Source organism: Martinezella tropici, from assembly GCF_003287875.1.
In the GTDB taxonomy this organism is placed as follows: Bacteria; Pseudomonadota; Alphaproteobacteria; order Rhizobiales; family Rhizobiaceae; genus Rhizobium; species Rhizobium tropici_C.
Genome location: NZ_QMKK01000042.1, coordinates 238,259 through 258,270, shown reverse-complemented (window position 1 = coordinate 258,270; position 20,012 = coordinate 238,259). Strand labels below are relative to the sequence as shown.

Below are 20,012 nucleotides of genomic sequence, written 5' to 3'. Positions count from 1 at the left end.
GATGTTGATGTCCGATCAGCAGGCTGTTCCACGGCATTCCGCGTTCAGAGCTGGCATGACAGCGATCGAGCGGGATGTCGAGGTCGCCGTGGCTGATCTCGCGCGCATGATCGAAATCGATACCTCCTTTCCTCCGGGCGGGGGTTACGACGCCTTCGCGGACCTGATGGAGGATTTGCTCACGCCGATGAGCTTCGATCTTGCCCGTGTGACCGTGCCGGAGGAGCTCTGGAAGGTCGAGGGCGGTCCGGCTTCCGGTGCGCGCACCAATCTTGTCGCCTCTCGTGAAACCGGCAAGCCGGTTCTCGGCCTCTACTATCATGTCGATACCGTGCCGGTGGCACCTGGCTGGCAGCGCGATCCGCTGAAACTCACCGTTGAGGGCGATGAGCTCTACGGCCTCGGTGCCGCCGATATGAAGGGCACGATTGCTGCGACGCTTCTGGCGCTCCGGTCCGCGCAGAAGGCCGGGATCGAACTCGCTTACGACCCGATGCTGCTCCTATGCACCGATGAAGAGGGCGGACTTTATCCTGGCATCCGGTATCTTGCCGAACAGGGCATGCTGAAGGGCCACATCCTCAATTTCAACGGCTCGGCCGCGCCGCGTGTCTGGGCCGGCTGTTTCGGCATCTTCAACCTGCAGCTGACGATCCGTGGCCATGCCGTGCACGCAGGAGAAGGCAATCGCACCGGCGCCGGCATCAACGCGATCGAAGGCGCGCTGCCGGTCATGAACGCGCTGATGGGGCTGAAACCGATTGTTGCTGCCCGCGCCTCGGCGCTTGCTCCGCCCCCGCATGCGACCGGGCCGCTGCGCCCGCAGTTGACGATCGCTGCTGTCGAGGGCGGTACGGCCGGCGGCCAGGTTCCGGCCGAGGTCAAGATTCTCGTGAGCCGCCGTTATGCGCCGGAAGAAAGCTACGACGAGGCTCGCGCCGAGATCGAGGCCGTCATCAACAAGGCCGTCGCCCAAATGCCAGGCCTTGGGCTCGGCATTGATCTCGTCGGCCATCTGATCCCGACCTCCGACCCGAATGGCCCGCACTGGCCGCGCTGGCAGAAGGCACTGTCGGAGGGCTTCGGCTACAAGCCGGAGGACTTTCGCAAATGGGGCGCTTCGAGCTGTTCCGACTTCGGTTATGTCCAAAGGGCAGGCTTTACGCGTGAGGTTCTGCTCGGTGGCCTCGGCCGTCCGGAAAGCTGCATCCACAGTCCGGAAGAACACACGACGAAACAGGACATCGTCGCGCTCGCCAAGAGCATCCTCTCTTATCTGGCAGCGGATTTCGCCGCCGACCTCGTTCCAGAAACGCGTCCATAACCTGAAGGGGAACACGCATGCTTGAAATGAAAAGACGTCTTTTTCTCGCTGGCACGGCTGCGATCCTCGCGGCTCCCGCCATCGGTCCCGTTTTCGCCGCTGCGCCCCCGGCCAGAGGCGGCACACTGCGTGTGTCGATCGATCAAGCGGCTAGCGTCATCCATCCGCTGCTGACCCGCGTCAACCCGGAGTATCTCATCAGCGAATTGCTTTATAGCAATCTGACCCGCCTCAAGGTCGATATGTCGGTCGAGCCGGATCTGGCCGAAAGCTGGAGCGCCAATGCCGATCTGACCGAATGGACCTTCAAGCTCCGTTCCGGCGTTAAATTCCACGACGGTTCAACCTTCTCGGCCGATGACGTCGTCGCGACCGTCAAGGCCATTCTTGATCCGGCGAACGCTTCGCCCGGCCGCAACAATATCGGCCCGATCGCTTCGGTTTCGGCGGTCGATCCGCAGACCGTCAGCTTCAAGCTGTCCGGTCCCTATGCCGACCTTCCGGTCGCGCTCGCCTATACCAATGCCCGCATCATCCCGGCTTCGATCGCCACCGGCGATTTCAAGAGCCTTGCAACAAAGGCTGTCGGTACCGGTCCGTTCACGCTGAAATCCTACGAGCCGGATCGCTTGATCGTCGTCGAGCGCAACCCTGCCTATTACGACCCGGCACGCCCTTATCTCGACCGGATCGAAATCCGCGTCTTTCCCGATCTTTCGGCTGAAGGCTCTTCATTGATCTCCGGCGATACCGATATCATGTCGACGGTCCAGCCGACCGAGTTCCTGCGTCTCAAGGACAGCGACGGCGTAGACGTGCTGCGCGTCCCATCCGGCCAGTTCTGCAACATCAACTTCGGCTGTGATACCGCCCCGTTCAACGACGCACGGGTTCGCCGTGCCATTGCGCTGACGGTTGATCGCCAGGCCATGGTCGATTTCGTGACGGAAGGTTTCGGCACGCCGGGCAACGATACCCCGCTCAACCCCTCCTATCAGTATTTCAAGGCAGTCACGACGCGTGAGCAGAACATCGCGGAAGCCAAGAAGCTGCTGGCTGCGGCCGGTCATCCGAACGGTCTCGAAGCAACGCTGATCGCGTCCGACCGCCCATCGGTGCGCGGCCAGTTGGCCATTGCCATCCGCGAAATGGCCAAGGAAGCCGGCATCACGATCAATGTGCAGACGATGCCGCATGCGACCTATCTCGATCAGATCTGGAAGAAGGGTTCGTTCTATGTCGGCTTCTACAACATGCAGCCGACCCCGGACGGCATCTTCAAGCTGCTCTACACGTCCGATGCCTCGTGGAACGAGACGCGCTGGAACAACAAGGCTTTCGATGCTCTCATCGCCGAGGCGCGCGGCACGACTGATAAGGACAAGCGAACCGAGCTCTACACCAAGGCTCAGGCCCTGATGAACGAGGAAGTGCCATCCATCATCCCGGTCTTCTTCGACGTACTCGCTGCCAAGCGTAGCTGGGTCCAGGGTTTTGAAGCCCATCCGCGTGCTTCGGTCTTCCGTCTTGATTACGTCTCGCTGACCGACAAGGCCCCCAAGCGCGGCTGACACCTGACTGCTGGGTGCTGTGTCTACCGTGCCCGGCTTTCTCCCAAGTCGAGGAAGACCCCTTGTCCCCGAATTACCTGCTCAAGCGATTGCTGATGATCGTCTACACGCTGTTTGTCGTGTCGCTGATCGTCTTTGCGATCACCCAAGTCCTGCCAGCCGACGCCGCCGTTATGATGCTCGGCGAACATGCCACGCCAGAAGCACTTGATGCGTTGCGCCAGACGATGGGTCTCAACGCGCCTGTCTGGGTGCAATATGGCCATTGGCTCGGGGCTCTCCTGCAGGGTGATTTCGGAACCTCGCTGCGGACCGGCCAGCCGATCGGACCTGCCATGTTCACGGCGCTAGGGCGTTCCCTCCTACTCGCGATCCTTTCAATCGGCCTGATGCTGGTGCTGGCAATCCCGCTCGGCATCATCGCCGCAATCCGCCGCGGCAAGATCGCTGATATTGTCGTCAGCCTTGTCTCCTATCTCGGTGTCGCCCTGCCGGAATTCGTTACAGCGACGGTCGCTGTCTTGCTTATCGCAGACTGGCTGAAATGGCTGCCTCCAACGGGCTACGTGCCACTGACTGAAGACTTTTTCGCCGGTATCGCCCATCTCATCCTGCCGGTCTGCGTCATCTCCGTCATTTTGATCGCCCACGTTTCGCGCATGGTGCGCTCGGAACTGGTCGATGTCCTGCACACCGACTACATCCGCGCCGCCCGGCTAAAGGGCATGTCTCGCGGCACGGTCTTGCGCCGGCACGCGCTGCGTAACGCGCTCCTGCCAACGATCACCATTGTCGCTTTGGATGTCGGTTATCTGCTCGGTGGCGTCATCGTCGTCGAGGAAATCTTCGCCATTCCGGGAATCGGCCGAGAGCTGATCGTCGCGATCCAGGCCCGCGATTTGCCGGTCATCCAGGCCGGCGTGCTGATCATGGCGGCCACCTATTCCATCGTCAATTTCATCGCTGACATGCTCTACGCGGTGCTCGACAAGAGAATCCAGTATGATTGAGTTCTTGAAACGTCTCCTGCGCACACCGCAGGGCGCCATCGGCCTTTTCGTGGTCCTGCTGGTCGTGCTGATCGTCATCTTCGGACCGATGCTCGCCCCAAACGATCCGGAAAAGATGTCCCCGCTCGCCCGCTACAAGCCGTCGAGCCTCACCTATCTGCTTGGCACCGACCAGTATGGTCGTGACATTTTCAGCCGCCTGCTGATCGGTGCCCGCGCCACCGTCGTCATGGCTGTAGCGGCGACTATCATCGGGACACTGGTCGGCGCGCTGATCGGTACGACCTCCGCCTTCCTTGGTGGCCGCGCCGACGAATTCATCATGCGCACGATCGATGCCGTCATGTCCATCCCGAGCTTGCTGTTCGCGCTGCTCGTCGTCAACCTGCTCGGTTCCAGCACCGTCAACGCCCTTGTCGCCGTGGCGATTGCCTTTGCACCGGGCATGGCCCGTATCACGCGAAGCGTGGCGCTTTCAGTGCGCAAGCAGGACTACATCAATGCCGCCATCGCGCGTGGCGAAAGCTCGGCCTTCATCATTCGCCGCGAAATGCTGCCGAATGTTGTGGCGCCAATCATCGTCGAGATGACGATCCGTATTTCCTTCGCAATCATGCTGTTCGCGACGCTCTCATTCCTGGGTCTCGGCGCTCAACCGCCGGCGGCCGAATGGGGTCTCATGGTCTCTGAAGCCCGCCGCTTCATGCACCTCTCCGCCGGCATCCTGATCTGGCCGAGTGTTGCGATCGCGATTGCCTCGATTGGTTTCAGCCTGCTCGGCGACGGGCTGCGTGATGCGCTCAACCCACGCACATGAGGCAGGCACGATGATAAACACCCCTGAAATGCCAGTCCTCGACATCAGGAACTACAGCCTCGAATACGAGACGGCGAACGGCACGTTTCATGCGCTAAAAGGGATCAACCTGTCGATCTCGCGCGGCGAATTTTTGGGCCTCGTCGGCGAATCCGGCTCGGGCAAGACCTCGCTTGCCTGGTCGATCATGCGGTATCTGTCGAAGAACGCCCACGAGACGAGTGGCGAGATTCTGCTCGGCGCCAAGAACCTTCTGACCATGTCGGATGCCGAGGTAGAGGCGATGCGCGGCCAGCGGATCAGCATGGTGTTCCAGGATCCGAGCACCTCGCTCAACCCGACGTTGTCGCTTGGGCGCCAGCTATCTGAAGTGCTGGTGCGTCATCGCGGCTTGACGCGCAAGCAGGCCTGGGCCGAAGGTGAGGCGATGCTTGCCCATGTCGGCCTCAAGACCCCGGCGGACATGATGCGGCGCATGCCCCATGAGGCATCCGGCGGTGAAAAGCAGCGCGTCGTCATCGCATCGGCTTTCGCCTGCAATCCCGAATGCATCATCTTCGACGAGCCGACGACGGCGCTGGACGTGATCACCTCGCGCCAGATTCTCGACCTTTTCGTCGAGTTACAAGCCGAAACGGGCGTTGCCTCGCTCTATATCTCGCACGATCTGGCGCTTGTTTCGCGCACAGCAAGCCGTGTGGCCGTCATCCGTCGTGGCGAGATCGTTGAGCAAGGGCCGGTACGCGAAATCTTCGCCAATCCGCGCGAAGCCTATACGCGCGAGCTTTGCGCGGCGGTTCCGAACCCGTCCCGCCGATTGGTTGCCGATGGCGTTGAAAAGACTTCAGGCGAGCCGCTGGTCAGGGTCGAGAATGTCAGCGTCCATTATGGCCGCAAGCCGCTTATCGCTTCGCTAACCGGCAAGGCCTTCACGCCCGTGAAGGGCAACAATGCCGTGACGCTCAGCGTCAACGAGGGCGAAATCCTCGGGATTGTCGGCGAATCCGGCTCGGGAAAATCGACGCTGGCCAAGGCGATGACCGGTCTCAGCCCGTTCGAAGGAAAGATCTGGTTTGACGGTCGCCCGATCACCGGTCTTTCAGACATGGATACGGCCTATCGCAAGGATGTGCAGATCATCTTTCAGCATCCGGATGCCTCGCTCAATCCGCGTCACAAGATCGGCGAGATTCTCTCGCGGCCGCTAAAGCTTTATGGCGATGGCAGCAATATCGGCCAACAGGTCGGCGACATGCTGGAAAAGGTGCGCCTGCCGCGCACCCATGCGGACCGTTATCCGCATCAACTTTCCGGTGGCGAGAAGCAACGCGTGGCGATTGCCCGCGCCTTCGCCTCCAAGCCGCGTCTCGTCATCTGCGACGAGATCACCTCGGCGCTCGACGTGTCCGTTCAGGCCTCGATCGTCGAACTGCTGCTCGATCTGCAGAAGGCCGGCAATACGGCCTATCTGTTCATCACCCACGATCTCAACCTGATCCGTCAGATCGCCCACCGCATTGCCGTCATGTATCGCGGCGATCTGATCGAGATCGCGCCGGCCACCGAGATCGATGGTCCGGAACGCGCCGACTATACCCGCCGCCTTATTGCAGCTGTGCCCTTGCCGGCCGGCTCGCAAGCGTAATGTCTGAACAAGGAGTATGACAATGGACCCGAAGTCCCTGGTGGATCGGATCGACGAAAAGGCCTGCATCGATTTCCTGTCGAAGATGGTCCAGCACAAAAGCCACTCGGAAACCGAAGGTGAGAAGGATCTTGCCCGCTGGATGGCCAAGGAGCTCGAAAAGATCGGCGTCGAAGCCGAGCTTCAGGCCTTTGACGAAGGCCGCCGCTTCAACACGATCGGTCGCCTCAAGGGGGAGGGCGGCGGTAAAAGTCTGCTGTTCAACGGCCATCTTGACACCAATCCGGTCACCGAAGGCTGGACGGTTGATCCCTATGCCGGTCTCGTCGATGACAAGTTCATCTACGGCATTGGGGTTTCCAATATGAAGGCCGGCGATGCGGCCTATTTCTGCGCCGTCAAGACGCTGCTCGATGCTGGCGTCAAACTAAAGGGTGATGTGATCCTGACCTTCGTCGTGGGCGAGTTGCAGGGCGGCGTCGGCACGCTGGCTGCCATCCGCAGCGGTGTGAAGGCCGATTATTTCATCAACAGCGAGCCGAGCGATCTCGTTGCCGTCACCATGCATGCGGCGGCGCTGAGCTATGTCATCGAGCTGACCGGAGATACCCGCCATCTGTCGAAGCGTGAGGAATCCGTCGATGCCATCGCGGCTGCCTGCGATATCATTCCGCGCATCAATGCGATGACCTTTAGAGGCGCGAGTAGCGAAGTGCACCGCTCGATCAACCGTGGCCATGTCGGCGTCGTGCGCGGCGCGCTTGGTCGTGATCTCGAAGAATGGCGCCCGCCGCAGGTGGCCGACTTCGTCCGCCTCAAGGGCTCCTGCCGTTATGCCCCGGGCCAGACGCAGGAAGGCGTGCTTGCCGATCTCGCTGCGGAATTGGTCGAGCTCGAAAAGCGCTTTCCCGGGCTGAAAGCCAAGCTGGTCCCTGAGATGATCGAAGGCCGTCCGTTGATGCCGCCTTTCGAAGTCTCGCCGGATAGCCGTATCGTCAAGTCGATCAATGCCGCCTATGAAGCCGTGCGCGGCGAAAAGCAGCCGACTGGTGCAATCACGCCGACCCGTTTCTACGGCACCGATGCCGGCCATCTCTATCATGAGCTTGGCATGGAAGGCATCGTCTGCGGTCCGGGCGGCCGGTACAACACCATGCCCGATGAACGCGTCGATATCGTCGATTTCCTCGACATGATCCGCGTCTATATGCTCACGATTCTCGACATCTGCGAAGTGGCCTGATCATGTTTGCGGGGGCGGAATACCAGCGTCGAACGGCGCTAGCGCGGGCGGCGATGGATGCCGCCTCCGTCGATCTCCTGCTGATCGACAGCGGCGAATTGCTCGCCTGGGCGACCGGTTATACAGTATCGGAAACCATGTATCGCGCCGCCTTCCTGCCACGCGAAGGCGAAGCCTGGTTCACGCTGCGGGCCCTCGATGAGGCGCCCTGCCGCGAAAAGAGCTGGATTTCCGACGTCGTCGGTTTCAAGGATACGGAAGATGCCGTGGCGGCTGTTGCAGCAAGCATCGTCGCGCACGGTTTCGCGAGGGCGCGGATTGGTCTCGATACTCGCTCCTACAGCATGAATGCCGACACGTTCATGCGCCTAACGGCGATGTTGCCGGAGGCGCATGTCGTGCCGATGCCCGGTCTCAGCGACAGTCTTCGCTGGGTGAAGTCGGAAGCCGAGATCGCTGTGCTGCGACAGGCTTCCAAGATTGCCGACAAGGCGATGCTGGCGATCGCGCAGCAGACCAAGCCGGGCATGACGACGCGTGATGCAGCGGCAATCGCGTCGGGCATCTTCCTACGCGAAGGAGCCGATACCGGCGAGGTCGGTCCAGTCGTCAAGGCGTCCGGCAGCCACGAATTCCTGCACGGCGTCTTCAAGACGGAGGCGATCGGCGAGGGCGATATCGTGCATGTCGAGCTCATCCCGCGCGTCGGCAATTATGGCGCACGGATGATGCGGCCGGTCATGGTCGGGACGCCGTCGGCGGAGCTTTCCGTAACGGCCGCGGCGCTGGTCGCGCTGCAGGACCGGCAGATCGCCGCGATGAAACCCGGCGCTCTGGCGCGCGACGTGGACGCGATCATGCGCCAGGGCGCGCTCGATGCGGGCCTGAGGCCTGATTATGAGAATGTCACTGCCTATACGCTCGGCCTCTACACCCGCACGCCGCGCACCAGCGATTTTTCGCGCGTGTTTCTGCCGACTTCAGACTGGGCGCTGCAGGAGGGCATAGTGTTCCACGTTTATACGACGGCAGAGGGATTAGGCTTCAGCGAGACCGTTGTCGTCGAAAGAGACGGGGGAAAGCGGTTGACGAAGGCAGCTCGCAGTATCCTCGGGGCCATATCGGATTCCTGATAGCAAGGCAGCCAATGCGCGGCTACCAAATCCCTCGGCACTCATCAGCCACTGCCTCTTCGGCCTTAGAAACGGGTCTGTCCAAAAAACGTCGCGGGTCAGCGTTCCTCGTTCAGCCCGTCTCGGTCGGCAACGCGGTAGCTGTTGGAGTGGATCTGCACCGGTGCCTTGCTGGTTAGCTTTTGCAGATCGATGCTATAATAGCTGCGCTCATCGGCGCGCCCCAGTAGCCTTGAACAAAAATCGGTGAAGACACTAACCTTCGCAGCGCGATGACGTCGTGACGGGTAGATGGCATAAAGAGGAAAGGTCTCGTCGGGCCAGTCAGGAAAGATCTCGACGAGCTTTCCAGTATCTATGATGTGCTGCGACCCGAGTTCCATTATCTGCGCGATACCGGCTCCCTCGCAACATGCGCCGATCATAGTTTCGACGTCCGAGACCATCAATCGCGCTGACTGACGGATTGGCAAGATCTCGCTTCCTCGACGAAACTCCCATTCGAAGGCGCGCCCGGTCGCTGGGTCCTGATAATCGATGCAGGTGTGATTGATGAGGTCGCGTGGGTGCTCGGGCTTGCCATGTCTTTCCAGGTAGCCCGGTGACGCGACGGTCAAGATCCGGGTCTCCAACATCTTTCGATTGGTGAAACCCGCCACGGGAGGTTCCCCGAACCGCAGCGCCATGTCGAAAGCGTCCGCAACCAGATCGCCGATATGATCGCGCATGATCAACTCAAGCCGCAGGTCTGGATGCTGTTCCAGGAAACCGGCAAGTTCGCGCGCAAGAACCAGACGGGAGAAAAAGGGATCGACGTTTACACGCAACCGTCCGCGAACTTTCTCTGTCGCACCTGCAGCATCCAAGGCGGCTTCCTCGATGCCGTCGAGATGAGGCCCCACACGCTCCCAGAATCGGCGCCCCTCATCTGTCAGCCTCAAGGTCCGCGTCGTCCTGTCGAGCAGGCGTATGCCGATCCGCGTTTCCAATCGCTGTATCGATCTCCCGACACCCGACTGAGTCATGCCCAATGCTTGGGCGGCGCGCGTCATCGTCCCGGCTTCCACCACCGCCATGAGGACGGTCAATCCCGAAAGCAGCCGACCATCATAGGTCATTGTTCCATGACTCCATGTCCGAAATCATATGACAGATATGCGCTGTAGTTCGAAGGTCAAGGACCCTATTTTGCGAGGGAAAGCAGAAGGAACACAGCATGACACAGCAATCGACAGTACTGGTGCTTGGCGCCTCGCGCGGCCTGGGCTTCGCGCTTGCCAAAGAATGGCTTGAACGTGGTTGGCGGGTGATCGCCACCGTGCGAGCGCCCTCCAGCGAACTCAAAGATCTTGGTGCTCGATTTCCAGGAAGCCTGGAGATTGAAACGGTCGACGTCGCGAATGCGGACAGCGTTAAAGCGTTGAGGGATCGTCTCGATGGGCGTCAGCTCGACGTCCTCTACATCAACGCCGGTATCGCTCGCTCCATCGAGAAAAGCCCTGCAGGTGCTGACGAGCGCGACTTCCTCGACATGATGCTTGTGAACGCGCTCTCGCCCGTTCGGGCAGCCGAGCTTCTGGGGGATTTGGTCCTCGCCGGAGGAACGATCGCCATCATGACGTCGGAGCTCGGCAGCATCCAAAACGCCAACGGATCCTGGCAACTCTATTCTTCCAGCAAGGCGGCCCTCAACATGTTGATGAAGGGCTATGCCGCGCAGCATAAGGAGGACCGCCACACGCTGCTTCTGGTTGCGCCGGGTTGGGTCCGAACCGAGATGGGCGGCTCCGATGCCTTACTATCGATTGAAGAGAGTATTCCACTCATCGTCGATATGGTCGAAGCAAACCGCGGCAAGCCCGGCCTACGCTACGTCGATCGCTTCAACAGGTCTCTTCCTTGGTAGCGCGGCTCGACTGAACGAGACGCGTGCGACGGACTTCACGCCAACGCCTTTCCGATCGAGGCACCGCCATCGACATGCAGCGTCTGCCCGGTGATGAAGGCGGCTTCGTCCGACAGCAAGAATTCAATCGCCGCAGCGATCTCTTCCGGCTTTCCGAAGCGGCGCATGGGGACGCCTGACAGATAGCGTGCCTCCCCCTCGCTGCCTGGTGCATTGTTCGCCCTGAACAGTTCCGTCTCCGTTGGGCCCGGGGACACGGCGTTCACCGTGATCCCTGTTGCGGCAAGCTCAAGGGCCCAGCTCCTTGTGAAGCTGACAAGTGCAGCTTTGGCGGCGGCATAGCTGGTGCGCTGCACGCTACCGAGCACGGTGAGGCTGGAGATGTTGACGATCCGTCCCCAGCCGCGCGAGCGCATGCCGGGAAGTGCCGTCTGGGTAGCTACCAGCGCCGGATGCAGATTGACGCGCATGACTTCCTCCAGCGTCTCGACGGCGATGTCGCCCAGCGGCTCCGCCCGGACGAGCCCAACATTATTGACGATGCCGTCGATCTCGCTCTCGCGAACGATCGCCGCAAGTTCGTCGCCGGAGCCTGGGTTGGACAGATCGAGCGAATGGAGACGGCCTGGAAAGCCATCGGTCGCGTTACGGGCGACGCCGACAACCTCGTGTCCCTGTTGGGCGAGACGGTTTGCTAGAGCAAGGCCAATACCTTTGCTGGCACCCGTGATCAGAAATGTTCTCTTCATGAAAAATCCTCGACCCCACCTCTGAAGAGGCGGGGCCCTCTGGCGTGGATTGGATCAGGCGGCAGTGCGGGTTGCTGCGCGACGTAGTGCCGGCAGCATGTCTTCCGGCTCGGGACGGCGGGTATAGTCCGGGTTCACCTCCGCATAGAGGATGACGCCATCCTGGCCGACGACGTAGCGGGCAGGCATCGGAAGCGTCCAGCTCGGATCGCCATTGAAGGCCGGAAGATCGTTCTTCAGCGACTTGTACAGGTCGACCAGATAATCCTGCATCTCGAAGCGCAGGCCGAACGAGGCTGCGACATCGTTATGCGGGTCCGACAGGATCGGGAAGGTCAGGTTGTTCTGCCGCACCGACTTGCGGCTGTTGACCGGGTTTTGTGGCGAGATGGCAACGAGCTTTGCGCCAAGTGCCTCGAACTGCGGCAGTGTCTCCTGCAGGGCCTGGAGCTCCATGTTGCAATAGGGGCACCAGACACCGCGATAGAAGCTGATGACCAGCGGACCATGTGCAAGAAGATCGGCGGACGAGACCGGGTTGCCATCGGGGTCGGAGAGCGTAAATACCGGCAGCTTGTCGCCGGCGTTCAGCGCCTTCTGTGCGGCGCCCGAGGCGATCAGCTGGGCGGTAGCGCGGTGCATCGTCTCGATCACCGAGTAGGGTACGTTGTACGGCGGCTTGCCGGCTTCGAAATCAGCCTTGAAAGCATCGAGCTTGGATTGAAGTGTCATGATGTTTGCCCTTGATTGAGGTGAGTTTGGGTTTGGCATGTCGGACTTCAGGATCCGCCCTGAAGTCCGGAGATGAAGGGGGGATTGCTCAGCCGTTGGCGGCCATGGAGCGGGCGACTTCGGCGGCACTGATGCCTTCGAGGGCGAGGCCATAGCCTGTGTCCTGATCGATGATCCGCCTCAGCTTCTGGGTCAGCGCGATGCGGGTGTAGCTGGAGGTCAGTGGCGGAAGTGCTGCAATGCCCTCGGCAATCTCATGGGCACGGGCAAGCAGCCTGTCGGCCGGGACGATCTCATTGACGACGCCCCAGTCCTTGGCCGTTGCCGCATCCAGCACCTGTCGGGTGAGGATGAAATAGCGGCCGCGGATGCTGCCGATTACTTCCGGCCAGAGCAGGTTGACGCCATCACCGGGCACGATGCCGAACTCGAAATGCGGCTTGTCCTGGAAGACTGTTTCCGGCGTCGCAAGGATGATGTCGGTCAGCAACGCATATTCGGAATGAAGCAGGACCGGACCGTTGAGCGCTGTGATCATTGGCACTTCGATGTCGAGGATGTTCATGAGTACCTTGCGGCCCTCGCGAAAGATCTTGTCGTAGCCGCGCGGCGAGAAGAAATCGAAGCCATCAGGGCTGATCGCATCCATAAAGGCGTCGCCCGAGCCGGTCAGGATCACGACGCGGTTGTCGCCGTCGGCGCCGATCTGATGGAAGAGGTCGACGAACTGCTCGTGCGTGTGGCCGTTGAAGACAAGCTTGCCGCCATCACTATGCAACGCGACTTCGAGGACGCCGCTCGGGGAGCGGGTCAGGAGGGCATTCGGGAAGCTGTTCTTGTAGGATTCAAATTTGGACACGATGGTTCTCCTATGTGTCTAAGTAGAATTGATGGTTGGAAGGATCAGGCGGCGGGTCGCTGGGTTTCGACCAGTGCTTCGACGCGAGCGATGGCCTGCTGGACGGCGGGGCGGGCAGCCACGGCTTCGTACCAGCGCGAAAGGTTGGGACGACCATCGAGAGTCAGGCCGGGGAACTGTATCCGCCACATCCAGCCGAAGTGGGCAATGTCGGCGATCGTGAACTCGTCACCGGCAACGAAGGACTGCGAGGCGAGCTTGGCATCGAGCAGGCCGAGGATCCGTTCGGCCTCGGTAGCAAAACGGGCCTCGGCGATCGGCTGTGGCTCGGGCGGCGAGCGCTTGAAGAAACCGGCATTGCCGAAAGCAGGGCTCAAGCCGGAGGCGTGGAAGAAAAGCTGTTCGAAGACGCGGGCGCGGCGGATAGCATCTTGAGGCAGCAGCTTGCCGGTCTTTTCGGCGAGATGGACCAGAATGGCGGCGCTCTCGGTCAGGACAAAGCCGTCATCAACCAAAACCGGCACCTTGCCGTTCGGGTTGAGAGCGAGGAAAGCTTCGGTCTTCTGCTCGCCCTTGCGCACGTTCACCGGCTTCAGCGCGTATGGCAGCCCCAGCTCTTCAAGCGCGATCAGGACCTTGACGCTGTTCGGGGTGGCAAAGGCGTGGACTTCGATCATCTTTCGTCTCCATCGGATCGTGTTCCGTTGGAGGGAGTTATGACCATTCCTATGATCTTGCGGCAGGCGGCTTGAAGCGATAACGCTTATTCCGAAGGAGAATAGGCAATGGATAGATTGCAGGCGATGACCGCGTTCGTACGGGTGGTGGAGACGGGGTCGTTCTCGCAGGCTGCCCGGCAGATCGGCGTCGGCCAGCCGGCGATCTCGAAAACGATCGCGCAACTGGAGGATCGTCTGCAGGTCCGGCTTCTGATCCGATCGACCCATGGGCTTTCCCCCACCGATGCCGGCCTACGCTTCTTCGAGCGGGCAAGGAATGCGATCCAGGAAGCGGACGAGGCGGAGCTGGATGCAAAGGGCGCCGGAGCCGGCTTGTCAGGTCGCCTCCGGATCTGCGCCGCAACCACCTTTGCACGGATCATGGTCCTGCCGCATCTGCAGCACTTCATGGACACCCATCCGGATCTCGACGTTGATGTCATTCTCGACGATCGCGTTATCGACCTCGTGTCGGAGGGCATAGACGTGGCTCTTCGGATGGGCGAGCTGGCAGATTCGTCGGCGGTGGCGCGCAAGCTGGCGACCGGACGCCGCTCAGTGATCGTAACACCAGCCTATCTCGAGCGTCACGGTATCCCGGTCGTTCCGGCTGATCTCTCGGCCCATCAGGCTATCGTTTACACCCAACTCGGCAACAGCTGGACTTTCAGCCGTGAGGGAACGCAGGCTTCGGTCAGTGTTTCCGGCAAGGCGCGGTTCAGCGCGGCGGAAGGCATCCGCGCCGCCGTTTTGTCGCACATGGGCCTCGCGGTCGCGTCCGACTGGATGTTCGCGCCGGAACTGGCTGATGGCACGGTGAAGCGCGTCCTGGAGGACTGGCAACTTCCGCCGATCGATCTTTGGGCCGTCTTCCCGACCGGCAAGCTGGCAAGTGCAAAGGCGCGTGCCTTTGCGGAATTCGCGGAATTAATTGTAGCTGCGCAAAGCATGTAGCGAACAGCTGAATTCCTTCTGGAAACGCCGGGCAGGAAGTTCGATCTGGCTCAAGCTTGGAGAGCAAGCTCCGACCGATCGACCCTAAGTGTCCCAGCACGCAACAGACAGTTACTCCGCCGCATCGCGTGCCGGGGCGGCGAAGCTGCTCAACACCAGCCAGCGCTCGATCGAGGCCTTCAATGCGGCGTCGCCGGAAACATAGATTTCGCCACCTTCGAGCGCAGGCTGGATCGGCGACCAGCCCATCCACACGCTGGTCAGCGTTTTCAGCGGGCTTTCGACGAACAAGTCGACAGCAAAGCCCGGATCGCTGATGCATAAGTCGGTGTCGCAGCCCGGCCGCACAATCAGCCAATAGTGACGTTCGGCTGCCGGCTGGTCGGGAAAGATGAACTGCACGACAGAGCGCCGGTCGGGAAACTGGCTGCGGTCGATCTTGCGCCGCACGTTCCACATCAAAAGCCGGCTGTCGAGATCACGCAGGCTGACCTCGCAATCGATATTCTCGTGCGCCCATTGGCCTAGGGCATGGACGATTGGTTCCAGTTTGCGCCCCATCGCCGTCGAATGATAGCCATCGGTATCGCGACGGATCAGGCCGCCCGCCTCCATCTCTTTCAGGCGACGCGACAAAAGGGTTGGCGACATGCCCGGCACGCCGCGGTGAATATCGTTAAAGCGCGTCGAGCCCGACCACATCTCGCCGAGGATCAGCAGGGTCCAGCGCGGTTGCAACAGCTCGCAGGCTTTCGCCACGGGACAAAACTGGTTGTAATCGCCCTCGACCATGGCCGCATCTCCGTTGTGCGCGAGATGCTAACACGGATCGCCCGGCATGACTGCTACACTTTCTACAGTGGCCGCCGCACGCCCATCGCTCCATGCTTGGCCCGCGACCACAACCAAAGGAGATCGCCATATGCCCCTCGTCACCATCGACGTCATCAAGGACGTCTTCAGCCCGGCGCAAAAGGCCGAACTGATCCGCGAAGTCACTGCCGCCATGATCCGCGTCGAAGGCGAAGCCATGCGGGGTGTCACCTGGGTCAAGATCAACGAGATCGCCTCAGGCGATTGGGCGATCGGCGGCCAGCCCCTGACAACGCAGGACGTCCAAAAGCTGGCGACAACGCCCATTCCCGCCTGAATGTGCGGCACTATCAGTTCATCTGCTGGGGAGGGCGTCGCCGACGAGACGATTGATCATCAGCGACAGCGGTGGCGCCTGCGGTCGGCCTGTTTGAAACGGCGGCAGTTAAGAACGGGCCGCCTGGCGTGAGGCGAGCCATGTTCCAAATCGCGGCGACGTCGATGATATATTTGCCGTACTCATGCGGCGGACGTCAGACTGGTCAAAATCGGGTCTTCACAGTAAAGAGCGACTTGATTGCGGCCGGTTGTTTTCGCGATGTAAAGCGCCCGATCTGAGCGGGCGATTGCGTCATGGATATTTCTGTCGCCCGACGTCATCACCGCGACGCCAATACTGACAGTAACGCGTGCATCGATTCCGAGCTCGTTCCAGTCCCGCCCTCCGAACCCATCGCAGACGTTCTGCGCTCGGATGGCTGCCTGTTTCAGATCGAGGCTCGGCAAAAACGCCACGAATTCTTCACCTCCAAATCGCGCGGAAATCGCGGTTGGGCCAACCGCCTCTGCAATTTTCTTGGCAAGCCCGCTAATCACCCGATCACCAACAGCATGCCCGAAACGGTCATTGATCTGCTTGAAGTGGTCGATATCGCAGCTCATGACCACGCCGGTTCGACCATCATCCGGAATGCGAGCCACCGCTTCTTCAAAGCCACGCCTGTTTAAGAGCCCGGTAAGCGGATCAAGTTCGGCGGCGTGGCGATAGCGGGTGAATAGATCCATCAAGATGGAACCCAGTGCTGCCAGCGCGAAACAAAGGCCCAATGCGCTGGCGCTGATCTGTTCGAAGTAGGCGTATTCGGATGTACTGTAGGCCGCAAGCGCGTCAGAGGTTTTGAATATGATGTCGAAGACAACAACACGCACGACAGTGTCAACGACGACCAACGCTGCAATGATCACAAGTGCCCTATCCACCACGTTACGCGGCTTGGTCAAGACGAACACAACCGGCACCAGCAGTGTGACGGAAAGCGCCAGGTCGACAAGGAGCAGTTCGGCATTGAGGCTTTCCATGCCGAACACGACATAAACGTTGATCAGCAGACATAGGGCCGTAAACGCCGCGCGGGGGCCGATCAGTCTTGGGTTCTGAAATCGGATGAGAAGGCCTTCACCATAACCGTTGAAGGATATGAAGAACATTAGGTCAGTCGTGATCGCTGCCCATTTTGGCGACATCGGCAGAAGTTCAATTGAGAATGCCGCAGCGCCGGCGCCGAAGCCAACGCCCCAAGCCACGGCCGAAGGCATTATCGGCTTTACGCGCGCCAGCGCGAAAAACACGAAGGAGAATGTGCCCATCATAACAGGCAATAGAAAAGCAAAATTGTCTGCCATTCGCCGTCGCCAGAACATCCCGTCTTATGTGTCGCGGCGCGATGATATCGATCTACCGTTAAGAAAGGCCAAGCGAAGGAATTGAGAAGTGTCGACGGGCTGCAGGAGAGGCAGAGTTAGATGTCCACTTTCGAGAGCAATCCTCTATGTCACGAAGCCGCAACGATGGAGGGCCGACATGCATATCGACGGCGCATGCCGATGCGGAAAGATCGGTTATGAGGCCAAGGTCGATCCGCAGGACGTCGCTATCTGTCACTGCACCGACTGCCAGAGATTGACCGACGTCATCAAGGCCGTCAGCATCTTCCTACGCTGAGCAGCCGCCCGAGCGGTGTCCGTGAAAATTGACCGGAGTATTGTTGGGCTTACCAGAATTCGAACCGGAATCGGTCCGGTAACGTACGAACCTGCCTTTGTTCGGAGCATCGCAGTGCCTCGGTCCATTGCCACTACACCCAACTGAGGAAGAGGCGGACAGCTTGGTAGCCATGGTCGGCAACGAAGGCAGCATCGAGAAGCTCGTCGAGGGTCTCCTGTATCTCGAGCACGATGCCATCGCCGCATGCGACTCCTGCATCGAACGGCTCGACGACAAGACGGTGAGCGCGAGGATCGCCGAGTTCAAGCAGGACGATCTGCAGCATGTTGTCGTGCTGAACGAGATGGCCTGCGAGCTCGACCTCGACGCTCCGGCCGAAGGCGACATGCCGCAGATGCTGACAACGGGCAAAATCGCGCTTGCGGATCTCATGGGCGGCGCGACCATCCTGAGGGCGATGAAGACGAACGAGGACGATACAGTGACGCCTTATGAGCGTCCTTTCCGTCATAAAGATGCGATCCCGCAGTCGAAGACGTTCTTCATGAAGGCACACCCGGACGAGGAGCGTCATCGGGCGTGGATGAGCACGACCGCCGACTCCCCGCTTTGAAACGGCGAGCCTGCGATCGCATATAAGGTCCACCACCGAAAGTACCGGCCGATGACCACGACATAATCGTCGTAGGTGGCGGCCGTTGGGAGGGCGCCCCGTCATGACGACGTCGAGCGCCCTCTGTGTGTTCCGACTCAGAATTCCAATGGCAGAAAAGTCGCTCGTTATCTTCCTGCACGGCATAGGCGTGTCCCGGGCGCAGTTGATGCCGCTGCCGTCATCATGGCGGTCACGGCTAGCCGCAGCACGCTTCGCGGCGGCGTCGTGCGGCGCGAAGGCTTCGATGGTGCTCGAGACCGGGTTGCGTTCGTCGGCGTCTCCCAGGGGCCATCGTTGCCAATGCGGGCACCAGAGGACGTCATCTCGAATTGGTTCAAGAGCGACATAGTCGTTCATAGAGGCTGCCGTCGACGAACTTGGGAAAGCTTCGTGCTTTCGCGCTCCCAGGCGACCTGAGGGAAAATTGCCTACAAATCGATAGTCGAGAGCGACCACTCCGAGTACCGGTGGGGACGGTCAAATGTTTGCCACGAGATCCAGAAAATTGCGACGGGTCATTGCCATGCGCCGGGGCGGCACACATAGTTTGTTATCCAGACCAGTCTGCAATGCCCTAGGAGTTAGCAATGGCCCGCCTTTTGAACACAGTCGCCGTCGTCACTGGCGGCGGCAGAGGAATAGGTCGAGAGATCGCTCTACAGCAGGCTAGGGAAGGGGCGAAGGTCGCCGTGTTGGCACGAACGGCGACCGAGATTGAGGAAACAGTCTCTCTCATCAAGGGAGAGGGCGGGGAAGCGATCGCTGTTTCGACGGACCTGATTGACCTTACCGCCGTTGAGAGCGCCTTTGCGCGCGTTGCGACCGAATTGGGTCCGGTCGACATTCTCATCAACAACCATGGCTCGTTCCAGGGCTTCGGTCCTATTTGGGAGTGTGATCCCCTTGTGTGGTGGCGGGATGTTGAGATCAACCTACGTGGTACATTCAACACTTGCCGTACGGTGTCCCCTATGATGTTGGCGCGGGGCAGCGGCCGGATCGTAAATCTCGTCGGTGGCGGAACGGGCAACAGCTTTCCTCATGGCTCTGGCTACGCGTCCAGCAAAGCCGCCATCATGCGTCTCACGGAGTGTCTCAACGACACAACCATCGGCCACGGGGCGCGCGCCTTTGCCGTCGATCCTGGTCTTGTTCGGACTGCGATGACCGAGTTGCAGCTATCGTCGGAGGCAGGGAAAACGTACCTGCCAGGGATCCAGAAGCTTTTTGAGGATGGTGTCAACATCGACCCGTCACGGGCTGCACTCCTGATTGCGGACATCGCCACCGGTCGTTTCGATCCTCTGGCCGGCCGTCTCTTGCGTGGTGTCGATGATCGCGATGCGCTCGCAGAGGAGATGGATGCCATAGTCGCGGCAGATGGCAGAGCACTGCGTTTCAGCGCGGTCGAACAAGCCAAGCTATAAAGCGGTTGGAGATTCGCCTTCCACGATGCGGGCCGATGATATCGATCTTCCAAGGCACCGATCCGCCTCAAGCCGCGGTCAAATTCTGTTCGCCGGCCTGAGGCAGTGGCCTGTCCCGCGAGCCAAGAAGCCGGTCTAGCTCGAGACGATCGCTGCCGAAACTGTTGATCAGCCTTTTGGCCTCGCCAAGGCCTATCTGGTAGCGGTCATGGAGGGTAGAGGGCGTATATTCTTTATCTACTGTGTCTGACATTTGCGTCTCCGCTCCTTTCGAGAGCAAAACGAGCACAAATCGGGGCGGGTTCCCTGAATGCTTGTCACGATCCGAAACCAGATGTGAAATCCCCCGTCATCGCCGACGCAGGCGCCATTGCCACCAATAAACAAATGCCGCCACCGCCGAAATCCACCTCCCGGCACCGGCAATTATCATGACACCGGGCATCCGCC

20 protein-coding genes and 1 pseudogene are annotated in these 20,012 nt (G+C 60.3%); 13 read left to right on the top strand and 8 right to left on the bottom strand.

Features of this window, described 5'->3' with window-relative positions; all coding sequences use genetic code 11:
* Positions 1-7: 7 nt before the first annotated feature.
* The 7 genes from DQ393_RS17615 (at position 8) to DQ393_RS17585 (ending at position 8,743) form a co-directional block, all read left to right on the top strand.
* Positions 8-1,324, top strand: a complete 1,317-nt coding sequence (locus DQ393_RS17615; RefSeq protein WP_112343030.1) for a M20 family metallopeptidase — start codon at positions 8-10, stop codon at positions 1,322-1,324.
* 17 nt (positions 1,325-1,341) lie between these two features.
* Complete coding sequence (locus DQ393_RS17610; protein ID WP_112343029.1) at positions 1,342-2,895, top strand: ABC transporter substrate-binding protein; 1,554 nt, start codon at positions 1,342-1,344, stop codon at positions 2,893-2,895.
* 62 nt (positions 2,896-2,957) lie between these two features.
* A complete protein-coding gene (locus DQ393_RS17605; protein ID WP_112343028.1) occupies positions 2,958-3,905 on the top strand; it encodes an ABC transporter permease in 948 nt (315 codons plus the stop codon).
* Positions 3,898-4,722, top strand: coding sequence for an ABC transporter permease (locus DQ393_RS17600; RefSeq protein WP_112343027.1), 825 nt, complete (start codon positions 3,898-3,900; stop codon positions 4,720-4,722). Before DQ393_RS17605 ends, DQ393_RS17600 begins: the two co-directional genes overlap by 8 nt.
* A gap of 10 nt (positions 4,723-4,732) precedes the next feature.
* Positions 4,733-6,367: a dipeptide ABC transporter ATP-binding protein gene (locus tag DQ393_RS17595; protein ID WP_112343026.1), complete on the top strand. Its 1,635-nt coding sequence runs from the start codon at positions 4,733-4,735 to the stop codon at positions 6,365-6,367.
* Positions 6,368-6,389: 22 nt separating this feature from the next.
* A complete protein-coding gene (locus tag DQ393_RS17590) occupies positions 6,390-7,610 on the top strand; it encodes a M20 family metallopeptidase (protein ID WP_112343025.1) in 1,221 nt (406 codons plus the stop codon).
* Positions 7,611-7,612: 2 nt separating this feature from the next.
* Entirely contained in the window at positions 7,613-8,743 is a 1,131-nt protein-coding gene (locus DQ393_RS17585; protein ID WP_112343024.1) for a M24 family metallopeptidase, read from the top strand.
* A gap of 98 nt (positions 8,744-8,841) precedes the next feature.
* Here DQ393_RS17585 and DQ393_RS17580 read toward each other — a convergent pair whose 3' ends face one another.
* Positions 8,842-9,861, bottom strand: coding sequence for a LysR family transcriptional regulator (locus DQ393_RS17580; RefSeq protein WP_112343023.1), 1,020 nt, complete (start codon positions 9,859-9,861; stop codon positions 8,842-8,844).
* 98 nt (positions 9,862-9,959) lie between these two features.
* Between DQ393_RS17580 and DQ393_RS17575 the strand changes: the two genes are divergently transcribed.
* The gene (locus tag DQ393_RS17575; RefSeq protein ID WP_112343022.1) at positions 9,960-10,649 is read left to right on the top strand and encodes an SDR family NAD(P)-dependent oxidoreductase; all 690 of its coding nucleotides are present in this window, start codon (positions 9,960-9,962) and stop codon (positions 10,647-10,649) included.
* Between the two features lie 35 nt (positions 10,650-10,684).
* Here the strand turns inward: DQ393_RS17575 and DQ393_RS17570 are convergent, their stop codons facing one another.
* The 4 genes from DQ393_RS17570 to DQ393_RS17555 all read right to left on the bottom strand — a co-directional run bounded on the left by DQ393_RS17570 (position 10,685) and on the right by DQ393_RS17555 (position 13,666).
* Entirely contained in the window at positions 10,685-11,398 is a 714-nt protein-coding gene (locus DQ393_RS17570) for an SDR family oxidoreductase (RefSeq protein WP_112343021.1), read from the bottom strand.
* 54 nt (positions 11,399-11,452) lie between these two features.
* The gene (locus DQ393_RS17565; protein ID WP_112343020.1) at positions 11,453-12,130 is read right to left on the bottom strand and encodes a peroxiredoxin-like family protein; all 678 of its coding nucleotides are present in this window, start codon (positions 12,128-12,130) and stop codon (positions 11,453-11,455) included.
* Positions 12,131-12,218: 88 nt separating this feature from the next.
* A complete protein-coding gene (locus DQ393_RS17560) occupies positions 12,219-12,989 on the bottom strand; it encodes an enoyl-CoA hydratase/isomerase family protein (protein WP_112343019.1) in 771 nt (256 codons plus the stop codon).
* 44 nt (positions 12,990-13,033) lie between these two features.
* Positions 13,034-13,666, bottom strand: coding sequence for a glutathione S-transferase family protein (locus tag DQ393_RS17555; RefSeq protein ID WP_112343018.1), 633 nt, complete (start codon positions 13,664-13,666; stop codon positions 13,034-13,036).
* A gap of 108 nt (positions 13,667-13,774) precedes the next feature.
* Between DQ393_RS17555 and DQ393_RS17550 the strand changes: the two genes are divergently transcribed.
* Positions 13,775-14,662 carry a LysR family transcriptional regulator gene (locus DQ393_RS17550; RefSeq protein WP_112343017.1) on the top strand — a complete coding sequence of 296 codons (888 nt, stop codon included), beginning with the start codon at positions 13,775-13,777 and terminating at the stop codon, positions 14,660-14,662.
* A gap of 111 nt (positions 14,663-14,773) precedes the next feature.
* On the opposite strand, the gene DQ393_RS17545 is transcribed toward DQ393_RS17550, so the two are convergent.
* A complete protein-coding gene (locus DQ393_RS17545; RefSeq protein ID WP_112343016.1) occupies positions 14,774-15,454 on the bottom strand; it encodes a winged helix-turn-helix transcriptional regulator in 681 nt (226 codons plus the stop codon).
* Between the two features lie 130 nt (positions 15,455-15,584).
* On the opposite strand from DQ393_RS17545, the gene DQ393_RS17540 reads away from it, so the two are divergent.
* The gene (locus DQ393_RS17540; protein ID WP_112343015.1) at positions 15,585-15,812 is read left to right on the top strand and encodes a tautomerase family protein; all 228 of its coding nucleotides are present in this window, start codon (positions 15,585-15,587) and stop codon (positions 15,810-15,812) included.
* Between the two features lie 182 nt (positions 15,813-15,994).
* Here the strand turns inward: DQ393_RS17540 and DQ393_RS17535 are convergent, their stop codons facing one another.
* Entirely contained in the window at positions 15,995-17,158 is a 1,164-nt protein-coding gene (locus DQ393_RS17535; protein WP_181592379.1) for a GGDEF domain-containing protein, read from the bottom strand.
* A gap of 178 nt (positions 17,159-17,336) precedes the next feature.
* On the opposite strand from DQ393_RS17535, the pseudogene DQ393_RS17530 reads away from it, so the two are divergent.
* The 3 genes and pseudogenes from DQ393_RS17530 to DQ393_RS17510 all read left to right on the top strand — a co-directional run.
* Positions 17,337-17,462, top strand: a pseudogene (locus tag DQ393_RS17530) (GFA family protein); the annotation flags it as partial.
* A gap of 178 nt (positions 17,463-17,640) precedes the next feature.
* Entirely contained in the window at positions 17,641-18,093 is a 453-nt protein-coding gene (locus tag DQ393_RS17525) for a rubrerythrin family protein (protein ID WP_112343013.1), read from the top strand.
* Between the two features lie 629 nt (positions 18,094-18,722).
* Entirely contained in the window at positions 18,723-19,562 is an 840-nt protein-coding gene (locus DQ393_RS17510; protein WP_112343012.1) for an SDR family NAD(P)-dependent oxidoreductase, read from the top strand.
* Between the two features lie 67 nt (positions 19,563-19,629).
* On the opposite strand, the gene DQ393_RS17505 is transcribed toward DQ393_RS17510, so the two are convergent.
* Entirely contained in the window at positions 19,630-19,815 is a 186-nt protein-coding gene (locus tag DQ393_RS17505) for a hypothetical protein (RefSeq protein ID WP_112343011.1), read from the bottom strand.
* Between the last annotated feature and the right edge of the window lie 197 nt (positions 19,816-20,012).